At 58.4% G+C, this 17,093-nt stretch carries 16 protein-coding genes; 10 read left to right on the top strand and 6 right to left on the bottom strand.

Annotated features, from left to right (window positions below):
• Window positions 1–16: 16 nt before the first annotated feature.
• The 9 genes from FHS83_RS13640 to FHS83_RS13680 all read left to right on the top strand — a co-directional run bounded on the left by FHS83_RS13640 (window position 17) and on the right by FHS83_RS13680 (window position 9,369).
• Window positions 17–1,846 carry a chloride channel protein gene (locus FHS83_RS13640; RefSeq protein ID WP_167083496.1) on the top strand — a complete coding sequence of 610 codons (1,830 nt, stop codon included), beginning with the start codon at window positions 17–19 and terminating at the stop codon, window positions 1,844–1,846.
• Window positions 1,847–1,947: 101 nt separating this feature from the next.
• Entirely contained in the window at window positions 1,948–2,277 is a 330-nt protein-coding gene (locus FHS83_RS13645) for a hypothetical protein (protein WP_167083497.1), read from the top strand.
• A gap of 2 nt (window positions 2,278–2,279) precedes the next feature.
• Window positions 2,280–2,609 carry a hypothetical protein gene (locus FHS83_RS13650; protein ID WP_167083498.1) on the top strand — a complete coding sequence of 110 codons (330 nt, stop codon included), beginning with the start codon at window positions 2,280–2,282 and terminating at the stop codon, window positions 2,607–2,609.
• 277 nt (window positions 2,610–2,886) lie between these two features.
• Entirely contained in the window at window positions 2,887–3,216 is a 330-nt protein-coding gene (locus tag FHS83_RS13655; protein ID WP_167083499.1) for a hypothetical protein, read from the top strand.
• Between the two features lie 183 nt (window positions 3,217–3,399).
• Window positions 3,400–4,383: a tetratricopeptide repeat protein gene (locus tag FHS83_RS13660; protein ID WP_167083500.1), complete on the top strand. Its 984-nt coding sequence runs from the start codon at window positions 3,400–3,402 to the stop codon at window positions 4,381–4,383.
• A 323-nt stretch (window positions 4,384–4,706) separates the two neighbouring features.
• Window positions 4,707–5,960, top strand: a complete 1,254-nt coding sequence (locus FHS83_RS13665) for an MFS transporter (RefSeq protein WP_167083501.1) — start codon at window positions 4,707–4,709, stop codon at window positions 5,958–5,960.
• Between the two features lie 131 nt (window positions 5,961–6,091).
• Entirely contained in the window at window positions 6,092–8,185 is a 2,094-nt protein-coding gene (locus tag FHS83_RS13670) for a TonB-dependent siderophore receptor (protein WP_208414713.1), read from the top strand.
• A gap of 377 nt (window positions 8,186–8,562) precedes the next feature.
• A complete protein-coding gene (locus FHS83_RS13675; protein WP_167083502.1) occupies window positions 8,563–9,132 on the top strand; it encodes a PEP-CTERM sorting domain-containing protein in 570 nt (189 codons plus the stop codon).
• 81 nt (window positions 9,133–9,213) lie between these two features.
• Complete coding sequence (locus tag FHS83_RS13680; RefSeq protein ID WP_167083503.1) at window positions 9,214–9,369, top strand: entericidin A/B family lipoprotein; 156 nt, start codon at window positions 9,214–9,216, stop codon at window positions 9,367–9,369.
• A 134-nt stretch (window positions 9,370–9,503) separates the two neighbouring features.
• Here the strand turns inward: FHS83_RS13680 and FHS83_RS13685 are convergent, their stop codons facing one another.
• From FHS83_RS13685 to FHS83_RS13695, 3 genes are all read right to left on the bottom strand, one after another.
• Complete coding sequence (locus FHS83_RS13685; protein ID WP_167083504.1) at window positions 9,504–9,854, bottom strand: AraC family ligand binding domain-containing protein; 351 nt, start codon at window positions 9,852–9,854, stop codon at window positions 9,504–9,506.
• Window positions 9,855–10,419: 565 nt separating this feature from the next.
• On the bottom strand, window positions 10,420–11,667 hold the full coding sequence (locus tag FHS83_RS13690; protein WP_167083505.1) for a pentapeptide repeat-containing protein: 1,248 nt from the start codon (window positions 11,665–11,667) through the stop codon (window positions 10,420–10,422).
• Window positions 11,648–12,406, bottom strand: a complete 759-nt coding sequence (locus tag FHS83_RS13695) for a hypothetical protein (protein ID WP_167083506.1) — start codon at window positions 12,404–12,406, stop codon at window positions 11,648–11,650. Before FHS83_RS13695 ends, FHS83_RS13690 begins: the two co-directional genes overlap by 20 nt.
• An 834-nt stretch (window positions 12,407–13,240) precedes the next feature.
• Here FHS83_RS13695 and prfB point away from each other — a divergent pair.
• A protein-coding gene (gene prfB, locus FHS83_RS13700; RefSeq protein WP_167083507.1) for a peptide chain release factor 2 occupies window positions 13,241–14,372 on the top strand; the annotation gives its coding sequence in 2 pieces (ribosomal slippage) (window positions 13,241–13,306 and window positions 13,308–14,372; 1,131 coding nt in all).
• Window positions 14,373–14,465: 93 nt separating this feature from the next.
• On the opposite strand, the gene FHS83_RS13705 is transcribed toward prfB, so the two are convergent.
• The 3 genes from FHS83_RS13705 to bcp form a co-directional block, all read right to left on the bottom strand.
• On the bottom strand, window positions 14,466–14,996 hold the full coding sequence (locus tag FHS83_RS13705; RefSeq protein ID WP_167083508.1) for a bactofilin family protein: 531 nt from the start codon (window positions 14,994–14,996) through the stop codon (window positions 14,466–14,468).
• Window positions 14,986–16,422: a peptidoglycan DD-metalloendopeptidase family protein gene (locus FHS83_RS13710; RefSeq protein ID WP_167083509.1), complete on the bottom strand. Its 1,437-nt coding sequence runs from the start codon at window positions 16,420–16,422 to the stop codon at window positions 14,986–14,988. The genes FHS83_RS13705 and FHS83_RS13710 overlap by 11 nt, the downstream gene beginning before the upstream one ends.
• A gap of 149 nt (window positions 16,423–16,571) precedes the next feature.
• A complete protein-coding gene (gene bcp, locus FHS83_RS13715) occupies window positions 16,572–17,036 on the bottom strand; it encodes a thioredoxin-dependent thiol peroxidase (protein WP_167083510.1) in 465 nt (154 codons plus the stop codon).
• Window positions 17,037–17,093 lie beyond the last annotated feature (57 nt).

A 17,093-nucleotide genomic window follows, 5' to 3' on the forward strand; every position in this document is an offset into this window, starting at 1 on the left:
CCGGACCGGAGCCGATATGAGCCTTGATGATTGCGACAGCGCGAAGAAGCCTTCTGGAGCGGGGCTTCTTCGCCGCGTCTTCAGGATATTTGCTACGCGCCGTCTGTTTCGCGCCAGCGAGCTTGCGCAGATTTTCCTCTGTGCCGTGCTGGGCGCGGTTGTGGGGGTGGTGATCTATCTCTTGCGCGAAGCGGTAGTGAATTTTCACCGTCTGAGTTTCGATCTGCCCGCGGGCGCGCTCCTCAGCACCGGCCAGCATGTCTCCGAATTCCGCTTGATGCTGGTGCCGCTTCTGGGCGGCTTGGCGCTCGGATTTTTCCGTCATGCAGCGCGGCGGCGCTCCGCCGAGATCATCGATCCCATCGAAGCCAATGCGCTTTATGGCGGGCGCATGTCCTTTCGCGATTCCATCCGTCTCGCGCTCACCACCATGCTGTCCAACGCTTCGGGCGCCTCACTCGGCATGGAGGCGGGCTATACCCAGCTTGGTGCTGGTTTCTATTCCATGGTCGGGCGCAAGTTCCGCCTGCGCCGTGCCGATTTGCGCGTCTTCGTCACCGCGGGAGCTGGGGCTGCGATTTCTGCTGCCTTCAATGCACCGCTGGCAGGGGCGTTTTATGGCTTCGAGCTGATCCAAGGCGGCTACACCACACGCGCGCTGGCGCAAGTGGCGGTGGCTTGCATTTGCTCGGTGCTGGTCGCCCAAGCCTTGAGCCCGGAAGGGGTGCTGTTTGTGGTGCCGCAAGGCGCTGCGCTCACCCCGCTCAGCTATTATCTCTTCGCCGGAATGGGCTTTTTGGCGGCGGGGATCGCGGTGCTCGCCATGCGCAGCGTCACCTGGACGGAGAAGGCCCTGCGCGCGCTTCCCGAATGGACGCGCCCGGCCATTGGCGGCTTTGCGGTGTCGTTGATTGCTTTAGCCTATCCCCAAGTGCTCGGCAGCGGGCACGGCGCCATTCAATTCCACTTCGACAGCACCATGCCCTGGCTGTTTCTGGCGGCGCTGCTCTTTGCCAAACTTTTTGCCTCCGCCATTTCGGTCGGTTCGGGTTTCCGCGGCGGGCTCTTCAGCTCGTCCTTGTTTCTCGGCGCCTTGTTCGGTGCGCTGTTCGTGCAGATCGCAGGATTGATCTATGCGCCGCTTTTGGCTGAGCGTTCCGCTTTCATGTTGGCGGGCATGGGGGCGGTTGCGGCAGGCATTATTGGCGCGCCTTTGACCATGGTCTTTCTCACCTTGGAAGCCACTGGCGATTTTGCGCTCACGGCGGGCGTGCTGCTCTCAGTGATCATCTCGGCCACCATTGTGCGCCTGTCTTTCGGCTATTCCTTTTCCACCTGGCGCTTCCATCAGCGCGGTCTCGCCATCCGCAGTGCCCATGATGTGGGCTGGATATCCGAGCTTTCCGTCGGACGGTTGATGCGTTCCGATCCCAAAGTGGTAACGGCGGATACCTCGCTCAGGGCGTTACGCGAGCTTTTTCCGCCGGGCAGTACCAAGCGCCTCTATGTCATCGACAAGGCGGGCCATTACGCCGGGCGCATCGATATCCTGGAAGCGCATGATCCTTCCATCGACGATGCCTTGCCGGGGTTGGTGGCCGGTGATCTTGCGATGGACAATAAGCTCTATCTTTTGCCGGGGTTGAATTTGCGCGATGCGCTGATCCGATTTGAAGATAGCCAGAGCGACAGCCTGCCGGTGCTGGCCTCCGAGACAGATTTGCGTCCCATCGGATATCTCACTGAAGCCTATGCCTTGAAGCGCTACACTCAGGAGTTGGAACGCATCAGAGGCGAAGAAACCGGCAGTGATCTATATTCTCTCGGCCAGACCTCGCAGGGGTAATGCGGAAATTGCACATGCACCGTTTGGCTCTAGTCTTGGTGTAAGGCGGCGTTAATCCGGCTCGCTTATTTTGCGCTGCAGCAACGCCGGGCGTCATTTTCATGCGCAATGGTCTTTATCGCTCCTGGTTCAAAGGGCCCTTTGCTCAAGGCTGTTCCGCGATCATTCTTCTGGATGGAAGAGCCATCGCAAGCGATCCCGGCCACAGCTATATCGGCGATTTCACAGATGTCGGCGGGCATTTTCATGCCGAGGTGAAGGCGAAGCGGCACACCCGCCTGAAACTCCCCGCCGCCATGGCCGATCTCGACGCGTTCACAATCATCTGCGACGGCCCCTCCGCGCAAGAGACTGCCACGCTCACCTGTGTTGTGCCAGAAGCGCCCGGCAACGAGGTGGAAATCAAGCTGATGTGGGTGAGTGAGATCTGATCATGCGCGATGGTTTCTATCGGCTGCAATATGAAACGGGTGCGGTCACCGGCAGTGGGGTGATGGCTTTTCACGAAGGTGTTTTGTCCGGCTGCAGCCCTTATTATTTCATGCACGGCACCTTCAAGAAAAAGGGCAATAGCCTCGAAGGTATCATCGAGTTCGAGCGGCACACCGAGCGGCCAAATCAGGATCCTTCTGTGCCGCGCGAATTCACGATCCGCATTTCAGGACTTTGCGGCGCCAATTACGGCCAGTTCGTGTTTTCGAGCCCCGATGGGCCGCATCTCAAAGGCAGTGCCAAATTCACTTGGCTCGGCGCGTATCAATAGAGAGCCAGCGTTTCGCGCATTGATGCGTGCTTGTTGTGCTGTAGCGCTTGAGGCTTCGGCGCGACGGTTGCGGTGAATACGCATTTTCCAACCAGCAACACGAGTGGCAGAGCTTGAACGCATCGAAAGCGAAGAGATCGGCGACGATCTTTGTTCGCTCGATAAATTCGCGCGAGAATACTCGGGGAAACTGCTCATGTGTCTGTAGAAAATATGTAAGGGGCCGTTAATTCCCCCTACCTATTTTGCAATTTAGTAAGTGTCGGAGATGTTGGTCATGCGTGACGGTCTTTACCGTTCCTGGTTCAAAGGTCCCTTTGCTCAAGGTTCTTCCGCGATCATTCTTCTGGACGGCAAAGCGGCCTCCAGCGATCCCGGCCATAGCTACATAGGCAGTTTCACAGATGTCGATGGGCATCTTCATGCCGAGGTGCAAGCCAAGCGGCACACAGGCCTGAGATTTCCTGGGGCTGTCGCCGATCTCGATGAGTTCACCATCATCTGTGACGGGCCATCCACGCAGGAAAGCGCCACCCTCAAAGGTTTTATCCCGGAAGTTCCCGGCGTCGCGCTCGAAATCAGGCTGAGCTGGGTCGACGAGGTCTGATGCGATAGTTTTTATCGTTTGACGGGCCGGCAGCCGCGTTTTGGGGATGCTCGGGCTGCACGCCCCCCCATTTCTGCATGGCACTGCAAGAAGAAGGGCTCGCTCGGCGAGTACCAATAAGCCCTTGTTCCCTCCCAATCCGTGGAGGATGATGTTCCCGGAGCGGCCTTCTTGGGGACTATCATGGCGTTGCGATCGAGGATCGGCGCATTACTCATATGCGTCGTGGCGCTTGGTGGATGTAGCACCACGGTCGCGGTGAAAGCGCGCTTTCCTGCCAACAACGCGCAAGCCGCAGAGCTCAAACGCGTGGCAGTGGCTGGGTTCGGCGGCCCAGAAGGTGATTATTTCGCCTATGCGCTGGAAGCCATGCTGAGCAATGCCGAATTCGATGGGCGGCGCTATTTCTCCCTGGTGGGCAGTGGCGCGCGCGATGTGCCGCCGGATCGTGCGGTGGAGTTCGGACGCAGGGTAGGGGCCGAGGGTGTCTATTCGGGCATGCTGCGCGAGGCCGATTTCGAAGATTATCCCTATGAAGAACGCACCAGCCGCTGTGTGGAGAAAAACGCGGAAGGCAAATGCGTGCGCAAGGAAGTTTTGGTCAAGCCCTGCGTGCGCCGCGAATTCAACATGGATGTGGTTGTCTCGCTTGCCGAAGTGCGCACGGGCGAGGTTGTCTATTCTGCCCGCAAATCCGGCGATACCTCTGCCTCTTGGTGCAGAGGTGATATTCAGCCCTATAGCGATAGCGATATGATGGATGGCGTGCTCAACCGCATCCTCGCCGAAATCCGCCCTGACATCGCACCGTATAACAAGGTGCTGCAAGCCACGGTGATCGAGAAAACCGATGGGCTGTCGGAAGGTGATGCGGCGCGCTTCAAGGCGGCGGTGAAGCTTGCCGATAACGGCAATATTGGGGATGCCTGCCGCCAATGGGATGAGCTGAAGGCGGCAAACCCCAATCATCCGGGCGCGGTCTATAATGTCGGGGTCTGCGCTGAGGCCAATGGCGATTTCGATGGCGCCCTCGCATTGTATGAACAGGCGAGCCGACTTTCGCTCAAGCCCGATAGCGACATCGCCGAATCCATCGCCCGTGCCAAAAATCTGATCGCCGCACGCCAGGAGCTGCGCCGTCTGAAAGCCAAAGGCAAACGCGGCTGACGCAAGCCGCTATCGCGTTTCGGTGCGCGCGCGCCCGTGCTTGGCGTCGATCTCTTTCAGAAGAAACTTCGCCCGTTTACAACTGGGCGAGCAGCGGCCTTCCGTCTCCAAGCGGCAGGGTGCCAGCCCTTCGGCTTGCGGGTAACGCGTCAGATCGGCGGCAAGACAGCGGGACATGGGATGGTAGAAAATAGGTCGCGAGTGCGCCTTATTACACCCATCACCTCCTCGTACCTACAACTTTCAAGAGGGTTTTCACGGCGGGTTAAGGGTCCAGGTCGATATTGGGCCAAAATTAGACAGCGCTTTCGGGGGGCACCGCCATGCTGAAGTCGATCAGCACCCGTCAATTGATGATTGCCTATGCCGCTATTGCCGGGCTGTTTGTTTTGGCGGGGGTGGGGTTCTGGAATGACATTCTGCTCTTTCCCAAGCTCGCGAAGTTTTTCGGTATCGATCTTTCTCATGCCTTGTGGATACAGACGCTCTATTCGCTGGGCTATGTGCTCGCCGCGCTGCCCTCGGCGCTGTTTCACAGGAAATACGGCTACAAGATCGGCATGATCTTCGCGCTCAGCGTGGTGTCGATTGGTCCATTCCTGATTTTTCCGGCCATCGTGCAGCATAGCGCGATCTTTTTCTTTCTGGCTGTGGCGCTGCTCGGCGTGGGCTGGTCGGCGCTTGAAACCAGCCTCAATCCGCTCGCGGTGGAAATGGCACAGCCGCGCGTTGCGGTGCGGCTGATCAATTTCCTGCAGGCCTTTTTCACGGTTGGCCTGATGGTCGGCTTTATCGCCTGCCGCTGGGTCTATGCCCCGGATCTGCATCTGTCCTTCGACATCTTGGTCGAAACGGCGGCGCGTCCCTATGTGGTGGTAGGATTGGCAGTGCTGCTCGTGGCCTTTATGGCCGAGCGTGTGGAGCTTCCTGCGCGTTGCGGCATCCGCGAGGGCGGTATCGCCGATGTAGGGCAGGAGATGCGCGATCTTTTGGCGTGTCCTCAGGTCAAACATGGCATGGCGGCGATTTTCGCCTGCATCGCTCTGCAATCGACGCTGCAAGGCGCAACCTACCAATATGTCATGCAGCAATATCCGGACTACAGCGATGCCATCGCGCAGAACATAGTGTTCACCGGCTTGGCTGTGTTCGGTATCGGGCGCTTTGGCGGGGTGGCGCTGATGGGGCGGATCGATCCCAACCTGCTTCTGAAATGGGGGGTTGCCGCTTGCGCGGTGTTGACCCTTGGCGCCGTGCTGATCGGCGGTACGTTCGGTCTTGTTTGTGTCATCGCCACCAATCTGTTCCTCGGCATCGGCTATCCGACCGTGCTGGGGACCGTGCTCAGAGACCGGCATGAGAGTCCCAATATCGCTGCCGGCCTGCTTGTGACGGCGTCGGGCCTGGCCGGGTTGATCGTTCCCTTGGCGATGAATTTCCTCATCGTCTCCGCGAATGTGCGTGTCGCCATTCTCTTGGCGCTGCCCTGCTTCCCGCTTCTTTATTTCTATCTGCTCCAGCAGATGCGGATGGTGAGCCCGCAACTTGCGGGTAAGGGCACTGCAGCTTCTAGTTAAAATTAAACTTCCGCGAGAAGTTGATACTGACACGCACTAGCGCATTTTGTCGCACCAGTGATAATGAGAGTTGGTCGCGAAAACGTATCCCCCTATGGTCGCCTCCGTTTTGACCTTGGGGAATTTCGATCGTGCTTCTGACTGCCACTTCCATGATTGCCTTGCTTGCCGCCGCCGATGTTGATGGTGGCGCTGTAGCGCCGCTTCCGGCCTCGAGCATCGACACGTCCGCCCGTGAGCTTGTGACGGTGAAAGGGGAGCGGCAGTCGGGCTATTTGCCGACCACCTCCAGCTCGGCCAAGATCGATGCGCCGCTGCGCGATATTCCCCAGTCCATTGCCGTCATCAGCGAGGATGTGCTGCGCGATCAGCGCGCGCTGTCGATCCAGGATGCGGTCAAGAACGTGCCGGGTGTCGGCCTCAGCTCAGGTGACGGCCAGCGCGATCAGGTCTTCATCCGTGGCTTCACAGCGATCGGCGATCAGTATGTCGATGGCTTCCGTGATGACGGTCTTTATTTCCGCGATCTTTCCAATGTCGAAACCCTGGAAGTGGTGAAGGGCCCCGCTGCGGTGCTTTATGGCCGCGGTTCCTCGGGCGGCATCATCAACCGCGTCACCAAGAAGCCGGACCGCGACATCACCGCCTTCACCGTCACCGGCGGTTCGTTCGATGATAAGCGCGGCGAGATCGATCTTGGCCGCAGCGATCTTGGCTATGGCGTGGGCTTCCGTGTTACCGGCGCCTGGGAGGATAGCGACAGCTTCCGCGATCAGCAGTTCCTGCACCGCGTCGCGATTTCGCCCTCGCTGATGCTTGGGCGGGGCAGCGACACCACGCTGCTGCTGCAAGCCGATTACTTGCGCGACCGCCGCCTTACCGATTTCGGCATTCCCGCCATCAATGGCCGCCCGGTGGATGTGCCGCGCAACCGCTACTACGGCGCCGCCAATGCCAAACAGGCCGATGTCAGCCAGGCCGAAGTTCTGTCGCAGACTGCGGTGGTCGAGCATCGCTTCAGTGACAGCCTCAGCCTGCGCAATGGCTTTCGCCATTACAACTATTCGCTCAATCGCCATAATACGAACTCCACCGCGGTGAACACGGCGGCGCAGACCGTCTCGCTCTCCCATGGCGGTGTGCTGCGCGATGAGGATGGCTGGTCGAACCAGCTCGAACTCACCCAGAAGCTTGAGCTGCTCGGCACCCATCACAGCCTGCTTTATGGCTGGGAGCAGTCCAACCAGGGCAAGGATGCGGTAACGCTGAAATCCACCGTCGTGGCGGTGACGAATATCTTCAACCCCGTGCTGCCGGTGATCGATAACGCGAATTTCACCGCCGCCAGCGCCAGCAATACCAATCGCTTCACCACCACCGGCCTTTATGTGCAGGACCTCGTGGACATTGGCTATGGCATCAAGGCGATGGTCGGTGTGCGCCATGATGATTTCCACCAGAAGACCACGCAGCGCATCGCGGGCCAGCCGAATCTCGCACGCACCGACTCCAATTGGAGCCCGCGCGCGGGCCTTGTCTATCAGCCCGATACGATGCAGTCCTATTATCTCTCCTGGAGCCGCAGTTATCAGCCTTCCGGCGAGACCTTCGCGCTTGCGGCGACCAATGCCGATCTCGCGCCGGAAAAGACCGAGAACAAGGAATTCGGCGCGAAATATTCGCTGCTCGACAATCGTCTGTCGATCCAGGCGGCGGCTTATGATTTGCGCCGCACCAATATCAAAGGCACCGATCCCATTACGCAGAAGGTGATCCCGGTCGGCGTGCAGCGCACACAAGGCGTGGAAATTTCCGCGGCGCTGGATCTGCCCAATGATTTCCGTGCCATGCTTGGCTATTCCTATATGGACGGGAAGGTGACGCAATCGGCGACGCCGAGCTTCGTCGGCAAGCGCGCCACGCTGACGCCCGAGCACAGCTTCAATGCCTTCCTGACCAAGACGCTTTTCACCGATTACGGCATCGGTGCAGGCCTCAACTATGTGGGCGATCGCTGGGCTGATCCGGCCAACACCACCATCCTGCCGAGCTATGTTACCATGGATGCGATGGGCTGGGCCGATTTCGGCGTGATGCGGCTGCAGGTGAACCTCTATAACCTCACCAATGAAGGTTACATCGTTTCGGGCCACGGCACCTCGGCGCTGCTCAACGTCCCCGGCGCACCGCGCAGCGTTCTCGTGACCGCGCGGGTGAAATTGTAACCGCCATCAAAGCCGGGCCGTCATCCTGCGTTTACCGAAGGAGGCCCGGTCATGCTCACCAAAGGGAGGTACCCTTGTCCTGTCTTTGCAGCCTTTATGCCTGTCCTTTGTATAAGCACATCGTCGAGCTGCAGAACGTGCGTCGCGCATCGATGTCTCCCCCACCTCGTCATGGCCGGGCTCCGACCCGGCCATCCAAGTTGTCACCGCGACCTATGGATTTCGGGGCAAACTGACCGCTGGATGGCCGGGTCGGAGCCCGGCCATGACGGAGAGGTAAGTCCAATTCTCGCACCTTTCTTGAATCCGTCTTAATTGTTTGCTATACAAACAATTAATGCTGCAACGGATCGCGCGTCAGGCGCGGGGAGGGCGCGATGTTGAAACGCTTGCTTTTTTGCGCCGGTCTGATCCTGGTGCTAAGTACTTCCGCTGAGGCATCGATCCTTAACTTCTATCTCTGGGGTCCGGGCGCAGCGTCGTCGTCTTTCTTCGCCACCATGCCCAGCGACTTCACCCCGGTGGATATCGCCGCGGATGGCTCGTCTTTCGCGGTGGACGACGTGACCTATATACGGGGCGGCTTTTTCCCCTGTCCCTGCACCGGCAGGCTGACCTTCTACACGCCAAAGCATCATGGCGGGGTGGAGATTTCCGGCGGCGGCACAACCCCTGCCCATTACGAGACGGCGCAGCTTTTCTCCGGCCCGATCACGCATCCGGTGATCGATCTTGGCACCTATGACGGCGTCTTTATCGCGCCGGACAATTTCTACAGCGGCGGCCCGGCCACCATTGTCATCACCGAGACGCCCGATCCCGCCGTGCCCGAACCCGCCACAGGCGCGATGCTGCTCGCAGGGGCGCTGCTGCTTTTTGCCTCCCGCCGTAAACTGAACCGCGCGCGCATTTCGGATAACGTGCAGAGCGGCTTGAGCATCGCCTAAACCGCGAGCTGTGTTCTGCTGGCTTCGCGCCCGCCTCTTTGGTATTCAGGCGTCCTGCCTTGATACCAAAGGAAGTTCGTTATGCGTCAGCGCGTGAAGATGTTTGCTCTCGTTGTTTTTGCCCTCGCAGGCGCGTCGCTGGTGCTGGCTGGCTGTCACACCATCGCTGGCGCCGGTGAAGACCTTTCCAAGGCCGGCAAGGCCATCGAAAAGACCGCCAGCAAACACGCGCCGTAATATCGGAAGTGGGGTGGGGCGCATCGCTCCCCAAACCCGTCATCCCGGACGCGCCACGAGGGTCTCATCGTCTGGCATTAGGCGCGATCCGGGAGCCACGGCGAAACCTGGCGCGGCTTCAGCGACGACGAAACTTACGCCGCGCCCGGTTCTTGCCAGTGGGGATAGGTCACATAAGCCGTGAGCGCGCCTTCATCATGGGCGCGAATGGTAACGGTGTCGCCTTTGGGCATATAGACGATCTCGCCAGGTCCGGCCGTTACATGCACATCGCCGCTCGACACCGACAGCCGCCCTTCAAGAACAAGCATCACGTCGTGGACGGCCAGCTTTTCATTCAGGCCCTGGTTGGGACCGTAACGGCCATAGCCGATCGTGATGGGTCCGCCATGCCGCTGGTCGACCAAGTTGGCCGCGAACACGTCGTCATCCTGCCCGGGCGAGCGCTCGAATGAGGCGTCGGCCATGGAGAGTTTCCGGATCATCTGTAAGTCCTGCTGGGTTGCCGTCCTTAACCCGTTCGGCTGGACCGATGTTCCAAGATGCACTGCCGCAGATCGTGCATTCGCTTTTGGAACAAGAATACGGTGACAGGAACCCTATTTCCCGGCTTGGGAGGCAAGGTGCTCCTGTCACCACGTCCCAGTCACCACTACCCCGTCACCACTTCTCCACCTGTCATCCCAGACGCGCCAAGACGGTCTCATCGTCTGGCACAAGCCGCGATACTCCTTCCTTTTCTGCCCCACAAAGTGGGGGAAGTGCTTGACGATGCAGGGCAGCGTCAGGCGAAGGGGGCACGCCAAGATGCCTGTCGCCAAAAAGTTTCACGCGGAGACGCAGAGCCGCAGAGAGAGCGTGCCACATCCTATACCGTCATGGCCGGGCACCGACCCGGCCATCCATCTCTGCGTCTTGCAAACCCTCGTCATGCTGAGGTGCGAGCCGCGCAATCGCATTTGAGATGTGTACGGATGATTTCGGCGACGAGCTTCGCGCCGCAGCCTTAGCTAAGGCTGAAGCAATTTCAGCGGTGGTTCGCGAGTGACTTTACTCTGAGCTAGCTTGGCTTCTTCGGCCCGATCGGCGGTGAAAATTATGGCTGCTACGATATTCTTCTGCTGACTTGAAAAGCGGGGGGACGGGATACTTTTGGCCCGAATACAAAGGGACGTCTGCTGCAAATGCACGAGGATTTCGATTGCTTGCGGAAGCTAACTGAAACCCGAAGGTGATGTTTGAACCGGTCTCCCAATTTTTGCGCGCTGTTACAATCCACTCGTTCAATCGAGTCATTGATTGAGACGTGATATATCCGCCTTTGAGGACGTTACGGAGTGTCGTAAGAATTCCCACCTCACCTTCGCTACTTTCGACAAAGTTTCGAACAACAGCTCTAATAGTTTGTTCGCTTTCGTGTGTGGGGTAATAAAGGGCCGGCCTGAGCCGCACCTTGGTGAAAACACTCTGCCATGATGATTCAAAGAATGTCTCGGAGAGCCTCGCGCGCAAGACGTGATAGATGATGGCGTTAAGAAAGAGAAACATTCCTCCAATTGTCGCGGGGCGGCGTCCTTCGAGCGTGTCGCGAACTGTAGTTGCGCCATATGATTGCGTGCGCTGTGAAAGAAGGACGTACTGAATGGGAATTTCAGAGAGGGTCTGGATTCTGTCTATATGTGGCAGGGAATAGCGCCACGTTGGCGAAGTTTGGGCGTCGAGATACGGACGTGTCTTTACAAAGTCGCGATAGCTATTTGGGATTTGGCTCCCTGGAATGAAACGCTCACCCTCAAGGCATTTTTCAAGTGCACGTGCAAAGTCATCTGCACGCGGAAAGTCAACGCCGCAACTTCGTAACCATGAGGGAACTCCCGATAGGTAGACCAATTGGCGTTTCGATGTCGCAATGATTTCCTCTTCGGATATTCGTGTTTTATCCGCAGCATCCAAAAATGATAGTGGTGAAGCTAGTTGAAGCAAGAACTGCAACTCAGGTATCAATTTAAGGCTCGGGTGAAAGCCTGGTGGCCACTTAGCGTCTGTTGTGGTTGCTCCCTCAAATTTAGCTTTTACGAGAGTGGTTCGCGAAAAGTCGCAATTTGTCAAGTTCGCAAATGAAAAATCAAACCCGGATAGATTAGCGTTGCCAAAGTTGAGACCAGACAGGTCTGTGTGGCGGAAATCGCATTTGGGGTCGAGATCGAGAAGTTTGACTATTTCATTAAATTCGCTTGGCCCGTTTAGGGGGTCGATCAGTCTAGCAACTCTATTTAGGTCAATTCGGATCGCTTCCATGGTTGCGTTGCCCCTTCAACCGGCTTTCACTTATGTGTATTTCGTCCTTAGTTTGCTTGATTGATTTGGCGACGAATATCTCTATGCATCTTTGTTTTAGTGGAGAGAGGCGAGCAAAAACTCCCTTACTGCTATCATACACCTTTGAAATCTTCACATCAGCTGCGTAGCAAAAGAGGCTTACATCAATAGAGAAATTGTCTTCGTCGACCATCACGGTACAGAGGTTCTCATCCCCTAGATATTTTCCAGAGAGAGCTTTCTGTTCGGACTGTTCCGAAACGTTCCAGATTGTGTCAGGTAAAGCAATAACGGGATCCAAGACTTCAGTCGCCGTTATTTCCTCTGAGGTTTTGCCATTAATACTTGCGCCAGCTGTTGCTGTGGGTTCGGAGCTAATCTCAATTTTTGCTCCAGCACTTTTCTGACTGCTTGAAATGTAAGTTTGTTTTGCTGTTCGTCGTTTGCCTTTGTCGGCATCGGCATATCTAGAACCGCGAACAATCGTGCAGTTCCTGAGATCAAGCTTCAGGTATGCTTGGCTGAGCCGTATTTCGAATGAAACAGATGCATTTGAAATTTTTGCTACACCGAATCTCAGTTCGACATTGATGGCGAACCCTTTTGAAGTCAGCGTTTGCGATGGGACGTCGCATAAGAGCTCTGCCAATCGTGCAAATTTATTCGTGTCTGCAAATTCCACTTCCATAGGCTTTTGCGCCACAAACATCGCCCCCATGATGTTCGACTGCAGAAATTATACATTGGGAGAATTTGTGGCAACAGTATTGGCCGGGGAGAGTAAATGGATGTAGTGCTAGCAATTCGCATGTAATTTAAGGCGCTGAACTCCCCGCCTTTCCCCTCTTTAAGTCTCCCCACCTCTTGTCGATGCGACCTCGGCTTCCCATCTTTAGGGATGGTCGCTGTTTGAAAATTGAAGGCGAGAATGATCCGCGGTTTGAGGCGGTCATTGGATCAGCACGAGGAAGGAGGGTACTCCCCCCTCTGAAAACGCTCAGCACAATTATATTGCCGAAGCTCGGCTGTCGGCGTTTGGCGCGACCGCTCCGCGTCTCCGCGTCTCCGCGTGAAACTTCCTTTTGAGGGCGATACCTCGTACGGCGGCCCCCCTTCGACCGCTTCGTGGCGTTCGCACGCTGTCGCTACTCACTCCCCCGAAAGGCGGGGGGGCAGAAAAGAAGAGGGGTGTGCCCGAACCGGGGCCGAAATGAAGGGCAGTCTGAAGGCGAGGGCAGCGAAAGGCGGCAGAGGGGTACTCCCCCCTCCCTAATCTCCCATAACAATTATATTGCTGAAGCACCGTGCGCCTGGGCGCTGTCCGAGGGCCGTCCGGCAGCCGCCGGGGACGCTTCCGGGCCGCTCCTAATACGGCGAAAATCCTGCCGCCCCAGGCGGTTACCCCCGAAATCCCCGATTTGTTTTCAGCTTTTCACGCCCCGTTTGCATCGGCGCGGCCAAGACCCTATATCCCGTCCCCCACGCGCGCCTTTGGAAGTGGGAACCGGTTTTCCGCATCCCGGGCGCGCCAAAGACATCAAGCGGACCAGATATGCGCCCGGAAATTGAACGGCAAATCGACGAAATCCAGCAGGCGATCGCCCTGCTGAGGAGGCATCTTTAACTGGGATCAAGCGATCCGCCGCCTCGATGAATTGAACGCCAAAGCCGAAGACGCCGCCATCTGGAACGACCCCCAGGCCGCCCAGAAGCTGATGCGCGAGCGCCAGAAGCTGGACGAGTCCTTGGGCTCGGTGAAAAAGCTCGAAGCCGAGCTCTCCGACGCGGTCGGGCTGATCGAGATGGCCGAGGCCGAGGGCGATGCCGACATGATCGCCGATGGCGAGGCGCAAGTGGGCGACATCGCCCGCCGGGCCGAGCGCCAGCGTCTGGAGTCCATGCTTTCGGGCGAGGCGGACGGCAACGACACCTATCTCGAAATCCATGCGGGCGCGGGCGGCACCGAAAGCCAGGATTGGGCCGAGATGCTCTTGCGCATGTACACCCGCTGGGCGGAGCGCAAAGGCTTCAAGCTCGAATGGCTGGAAGAGAGCGAAGGCGAAGGCGCGGGCATCAAATCGGCGACGCTCTTGGTCAAGGGCCGCAACGCCTATGGCTGGCTGAAGACCGAAGCCGGCGTGCACCGCCTGGTGCGCATCTCGCCTTATGATTCCAACGCGCGCCGCCACACCTCGTTTTCCTCGGTGACGGTCTATCCGGTGATCGATCAGACCATCGAGATCGACATTCCCGAAAAAGAAGTGCGCATCGACGTCTATCGTGCCTCGGGCGCGGGCGGCCAGCACGTCAACAAGACCGAGTCTGCGGTGCGCATCACGCATTTGCCGACCGGGATTGCGGTGTCGTGCCAGACCGAGCGTTCACAGCATCAGAACCGCGCCAATTGCTGGGAGATGCTGCGCTCGCGACTCTATGAGATCGAGCTCAAGAAGAAGCAGGACGAGACCGGCGCCTTTGTCGGTGAGAAGTCCGAGATCGGCTGGGGTCACCAGATCCGCTCTTATGTGCTGCAGCCCTATCAGCTGGTGAAGGATTTGCGCACCGGCGTCGAAAGCCGCACGCCGTCGGATGTGCTGGATGGCGATCTTGATCCCTTCATGGCCGCAGCCCTGGCGCAAGCCATCGGCGGCAAGAAGGGCGAGAAGATCGAGGATCTGGAATAGGGCGGGCAGGATAGGGGCGGCTTTGGCCGCTCCGCCGCCAATACCAAAAGCCCCGCTCGGCGGTGACCGGGCGGGGCGTTTTGTTTGAAAGACTTACGGCTTCAGCGGCGTGAATGTGGCCGCGGGCGCGTTGGTGGCCGGGCGTGTCAGGCTCGATGTCGGTGCCTGCGGCGCCGGGGCCACGGCGGGGGCGGCTGGCTTGCCGAAATCATCGCCGAGCGGATTGTCGGCGTGGCGGCAATTGCCCTCGAAGAAGGCGCCGGTCTCGACCGCGAAAGCCTCGTGCAGGATGTTGCCCTGAACATGGCAGGTCGAGGCGAGCAGCACCTTGCGGGCGCGGATCGAGCCTTCGATGCGGCCGCGCACGGTCACTTCCTCTGCCATGACATCGCCTTGGATAAAGGCCTTCTCGCCGATGACGAGCGTGGCGCTCTGCACATCGCCTTCCACGCGCCCGTCGATCTGCACATCGCCGCTGGACTTCAGCGTGCCGGTGACGACGAGATCGGAACTGATGATGGACGGCGCGGAGTTGCGCGGCTTGCGCAGCGCGGCCTGATTGTTCTGCATGGGCGGCGGAGGAGCCGATGCCATGGTCTTGTCTTCCTTCTTGCTAGAGAACATGTCGCCCTGCCTCGATGAAATTTCTCGGGTTCCTCACCACATCATCGTACCAGATCTCATAATGGACATGAGGACCGGTACTACGCCCCGTCGACCCGAGTTTACCGACTGGTGCACCTTCCCCAACCCTGGCACCTACATGCACCAGGATTGATGAAAGATGTGCGTACCTCGTGTGAATGCCGTAACCGTGGTTGATCTCGACCATCTTGCCGTAGCCGCCGCGTACATCGGCCCACACAACAGTACCGGGCGCGGTGGCATGCACCGTCGAACCGGTCGGTCCCGCAAAATCAACGCCGGGATGGAAAGCGTAACGGCCAGTGAAGGGGTCAACGCGCGCGCCAAACCCGCTGGTCCGCTCAAAAGAGGGACCTGAGACGGGTGTGGTCAGCGGCACATGCTTCATGCCGGCCAGAAGTTCACTCATTTCTTCCAGCACCGCCGAGGCTTTCAGATAGGCGTCCTGAAAGGCCTGATCGGAGATGCCCTCCAACTGCACGGAGGAGAGCGGAATTTCGGGCCCGCCAACGCCGCCTTGGGCAGATGCCACGCGCTGGGCGAATTGGTCGGGATTGATGCCGGTCTGTTTCAGCACGCCGCGGATATCGCGCACGCCTTGTTCAGCCTCGCCTTGGGTGCGCGCCATCAGGACGGTCTGGCCGACCGATAGGCGCTTCACGCGCTCGGTCTGGGCCGCAAGCTGGCGCAGCACGGGGTGGCGTGCAATCACCTCAGGCGCGATGTCATTTGGCCTCTGGCGGTGGAAGAGGCCGGTGATGCGACCGACCGCGCCGCCGAAATCCAAAAGGCTTGCATGGGTCGGCTTGGCGCCGCGCGGCTGCGGCTTGACCGGCTTGGGATCGACCGTGATGTCCGAGCTGCCAGACGCGGGCGCCACTGCTTGTCCGGCACGCGGCGCGGATTGGATCGCTGAAGGCGGCGCGCCCACATCCAAGCCTTCTTCGATCGGACCGGCGCTATCGGCATTGGCCGAGGCCGAGACGGTGTTCTGCCGGTTCACCACCGCATCCACTTGGCGCTTATGGTCGAGCACCTGAAGGATCGCGTTCTGTTTGGCGGCAAGTTCGTCGGCAGCAGATTTGAACCGGTCGTCAGCCGTGACGAGGGCGGTGTTCACTTCGTCATAGGCGAGCTGTAGATCGGCGATGCGCGCTTCATAAGCGGCTTGCTGCTGCTGTTGGCGATGATCTTTGGCGGCGATGATTCGATCCTTGAAGATCACATTCACGGTGGCGAAAGCCACCCAGCCCAGGAAGATCAAGGTGAGGCCAGCGACAGTGCCTTGGAAAACAGAGCTCAGGGTGAAGAACTGCACCCGCCCATCACTGCGGATATAGAGCTGGCGCTCTGGAAATGTCTCGTGAAGCCACGTCCAGACGCGCTCGGCGAGCGTCTCCGCCATACTCATACTTCCCCTTTGCGCGTCGTTTTCTGCGCTTACCCCTAGGGGCGGCATATCACCGTTTCCAGGGCGTTTGTTCAAGCGATTAGCCCAGAAAAACGCGGGCGAGGTTAATCCTGATCGGAATGTTTTCCGAGAGTTTGTTGGCCTCAAAGGGCTTTTGCCGCATCCAGAACGGCCTCCGCATGGCCGTCCACCTTCACTTTGCGCCAAATTGCCTGGATTTTTCCGGCCTGGTCGATCAGGAAGGTCGCGCGTTCCACCCCCATGGATTTGCGGCCATACAAGGTTTTCTCGACCCAGACGCCATAAGCCTGGGCGATTTCGGTTTCAGGATCAGATGCGAGCGTGAGCTTTAACTTGTGTTTGCTTTTGAAGCGATCATGGCTCTCCTTGCTATCCTTGGAGATGCCAATGACTGTGACCCCAAGCTCTTGGAATTTCTTGGACAACGCCGAAAAGGCGATAGCCTCCTTGGTGCAACCAGGCGTATTATCCTTGGGATAAAAGTAAAGGACTACCGGCGCGCCCTTCAGGGACGCCAAGGAGACCTCGCCGCCAGTGTCGGCTGCGAGCTTGAAGGACGGGGCTTTATCACCGAGCTTGAGGTCCATTCCTAATCCAGAAGTTAGGTTGTCCGTAGGGCCTGAGGCTGTATACGCGATAGCGGT

Source organism: Rhizomicrobium palustre, from assembly GCF_011761565.1.
Taxonomy (GTDB): domain Bacteria; phylum Pseudomonadota; class Alphaproteobacteria; order Micropepsales; family Micropepsaceae; genus Rhizomicrobium; species Rhizomicrobium palustre.

Coding starts and splice junctions, on each gene's coding strand:
- FHS83_RS13640 (WP_167083496.1), top strand. CDS start 17: ATGAGCCTTGATGATTGCGACAGCGCGAAGAAGCCTTCTGGAGCGGGG.
- FHS83_RS13645 (WP_167083497.1), top strand. CDS start 1,948: ATGCGCAATGGTCTTTATCGCTCCTGGTTCAAAGGGCCCTTTGCTCAA.
- FHS83_RS13650 (WP_167083498.1), top strand. CDS start 2,280: ATGCGCGATGGTTTCTATCGGCTGCAATATGAAACGGGTGCGGTCACC.
- FHS83_RS13655 (WP_167083499.1), top strand. CDS start 2,887: ATGCGTGACGGTCTTTACCGTTCCTGGTTCAAAGGTCCCTTTGCTCAA.
- FHS83_RS13660 (WP_167083500.1), top strand. CDS start 3,400: ATGGCGTTGCGATCGAGGATCGGCGCATTACTCATATGCGTCGTGGCG.
- FHS83_RS13665 (WP_167083501.1), top strand. CDS start 4,707: ATGCTGAAGTCGATCAGCACCCGTCAATTGATGATTGCCTATGCCGCT.
- FHS83_RS13675 (WP_167083502.1), top strand. CDS start 8,563: ATGTTGAAACGCTTGCTTTTTTGCGCCGGTCTGATCCTGGTGCTAAGT.
- FHS83_RS13680 (WP_167083503.1), top strand. CDS start 9,214: ATGCGTCAGCGCGTGAAGATGTTTGCTCTCGTTGTTTTTGCCCTCGCA.
- FHS83_RS13685 (WP_167083504.1), bottom strand. CDS start 9,854: ATGATCCGGAAACTCTCCATGGCCGACGCCTCATTCGAGCGCTCGCCC.
- FHS83_RS13690 (WP_167083505.1), bottom strand. CDS start 11,667: ATGGAAGCGATCCGAATTGACCTAAATAGAGTTGCTAGACTGATCGAC.
- FHS83_RS13695 (WP_167083506.1), bottom strand. CDS start 12,406: ATGGGGGCGATGTTTGTGGCGCAAAAGCCTATGGAAGTGGAATTTGCA.
- FHS83_RS13705 (WP_167083508.1), bottom strand. CDS start 14,996: ATGTTCTCTAGCAAGAAGGAAGACAAGACCATGGCATCGGCTCCTCCG.
- FHS83_RS13710 (WP_167083509.1), bottom strand. CDS start 16,422: ATGGCGGAGACGCTCGCCGAGCGCGTCTGGACGTGGCTTCACGAGACA.
- bcp (WP_167083510.1), bottom strand. CDS start 17,036: ATGGACCTCAAGCTCGGTGATAAAGCCCCGTCCTTCAAGCTCGCAGCC.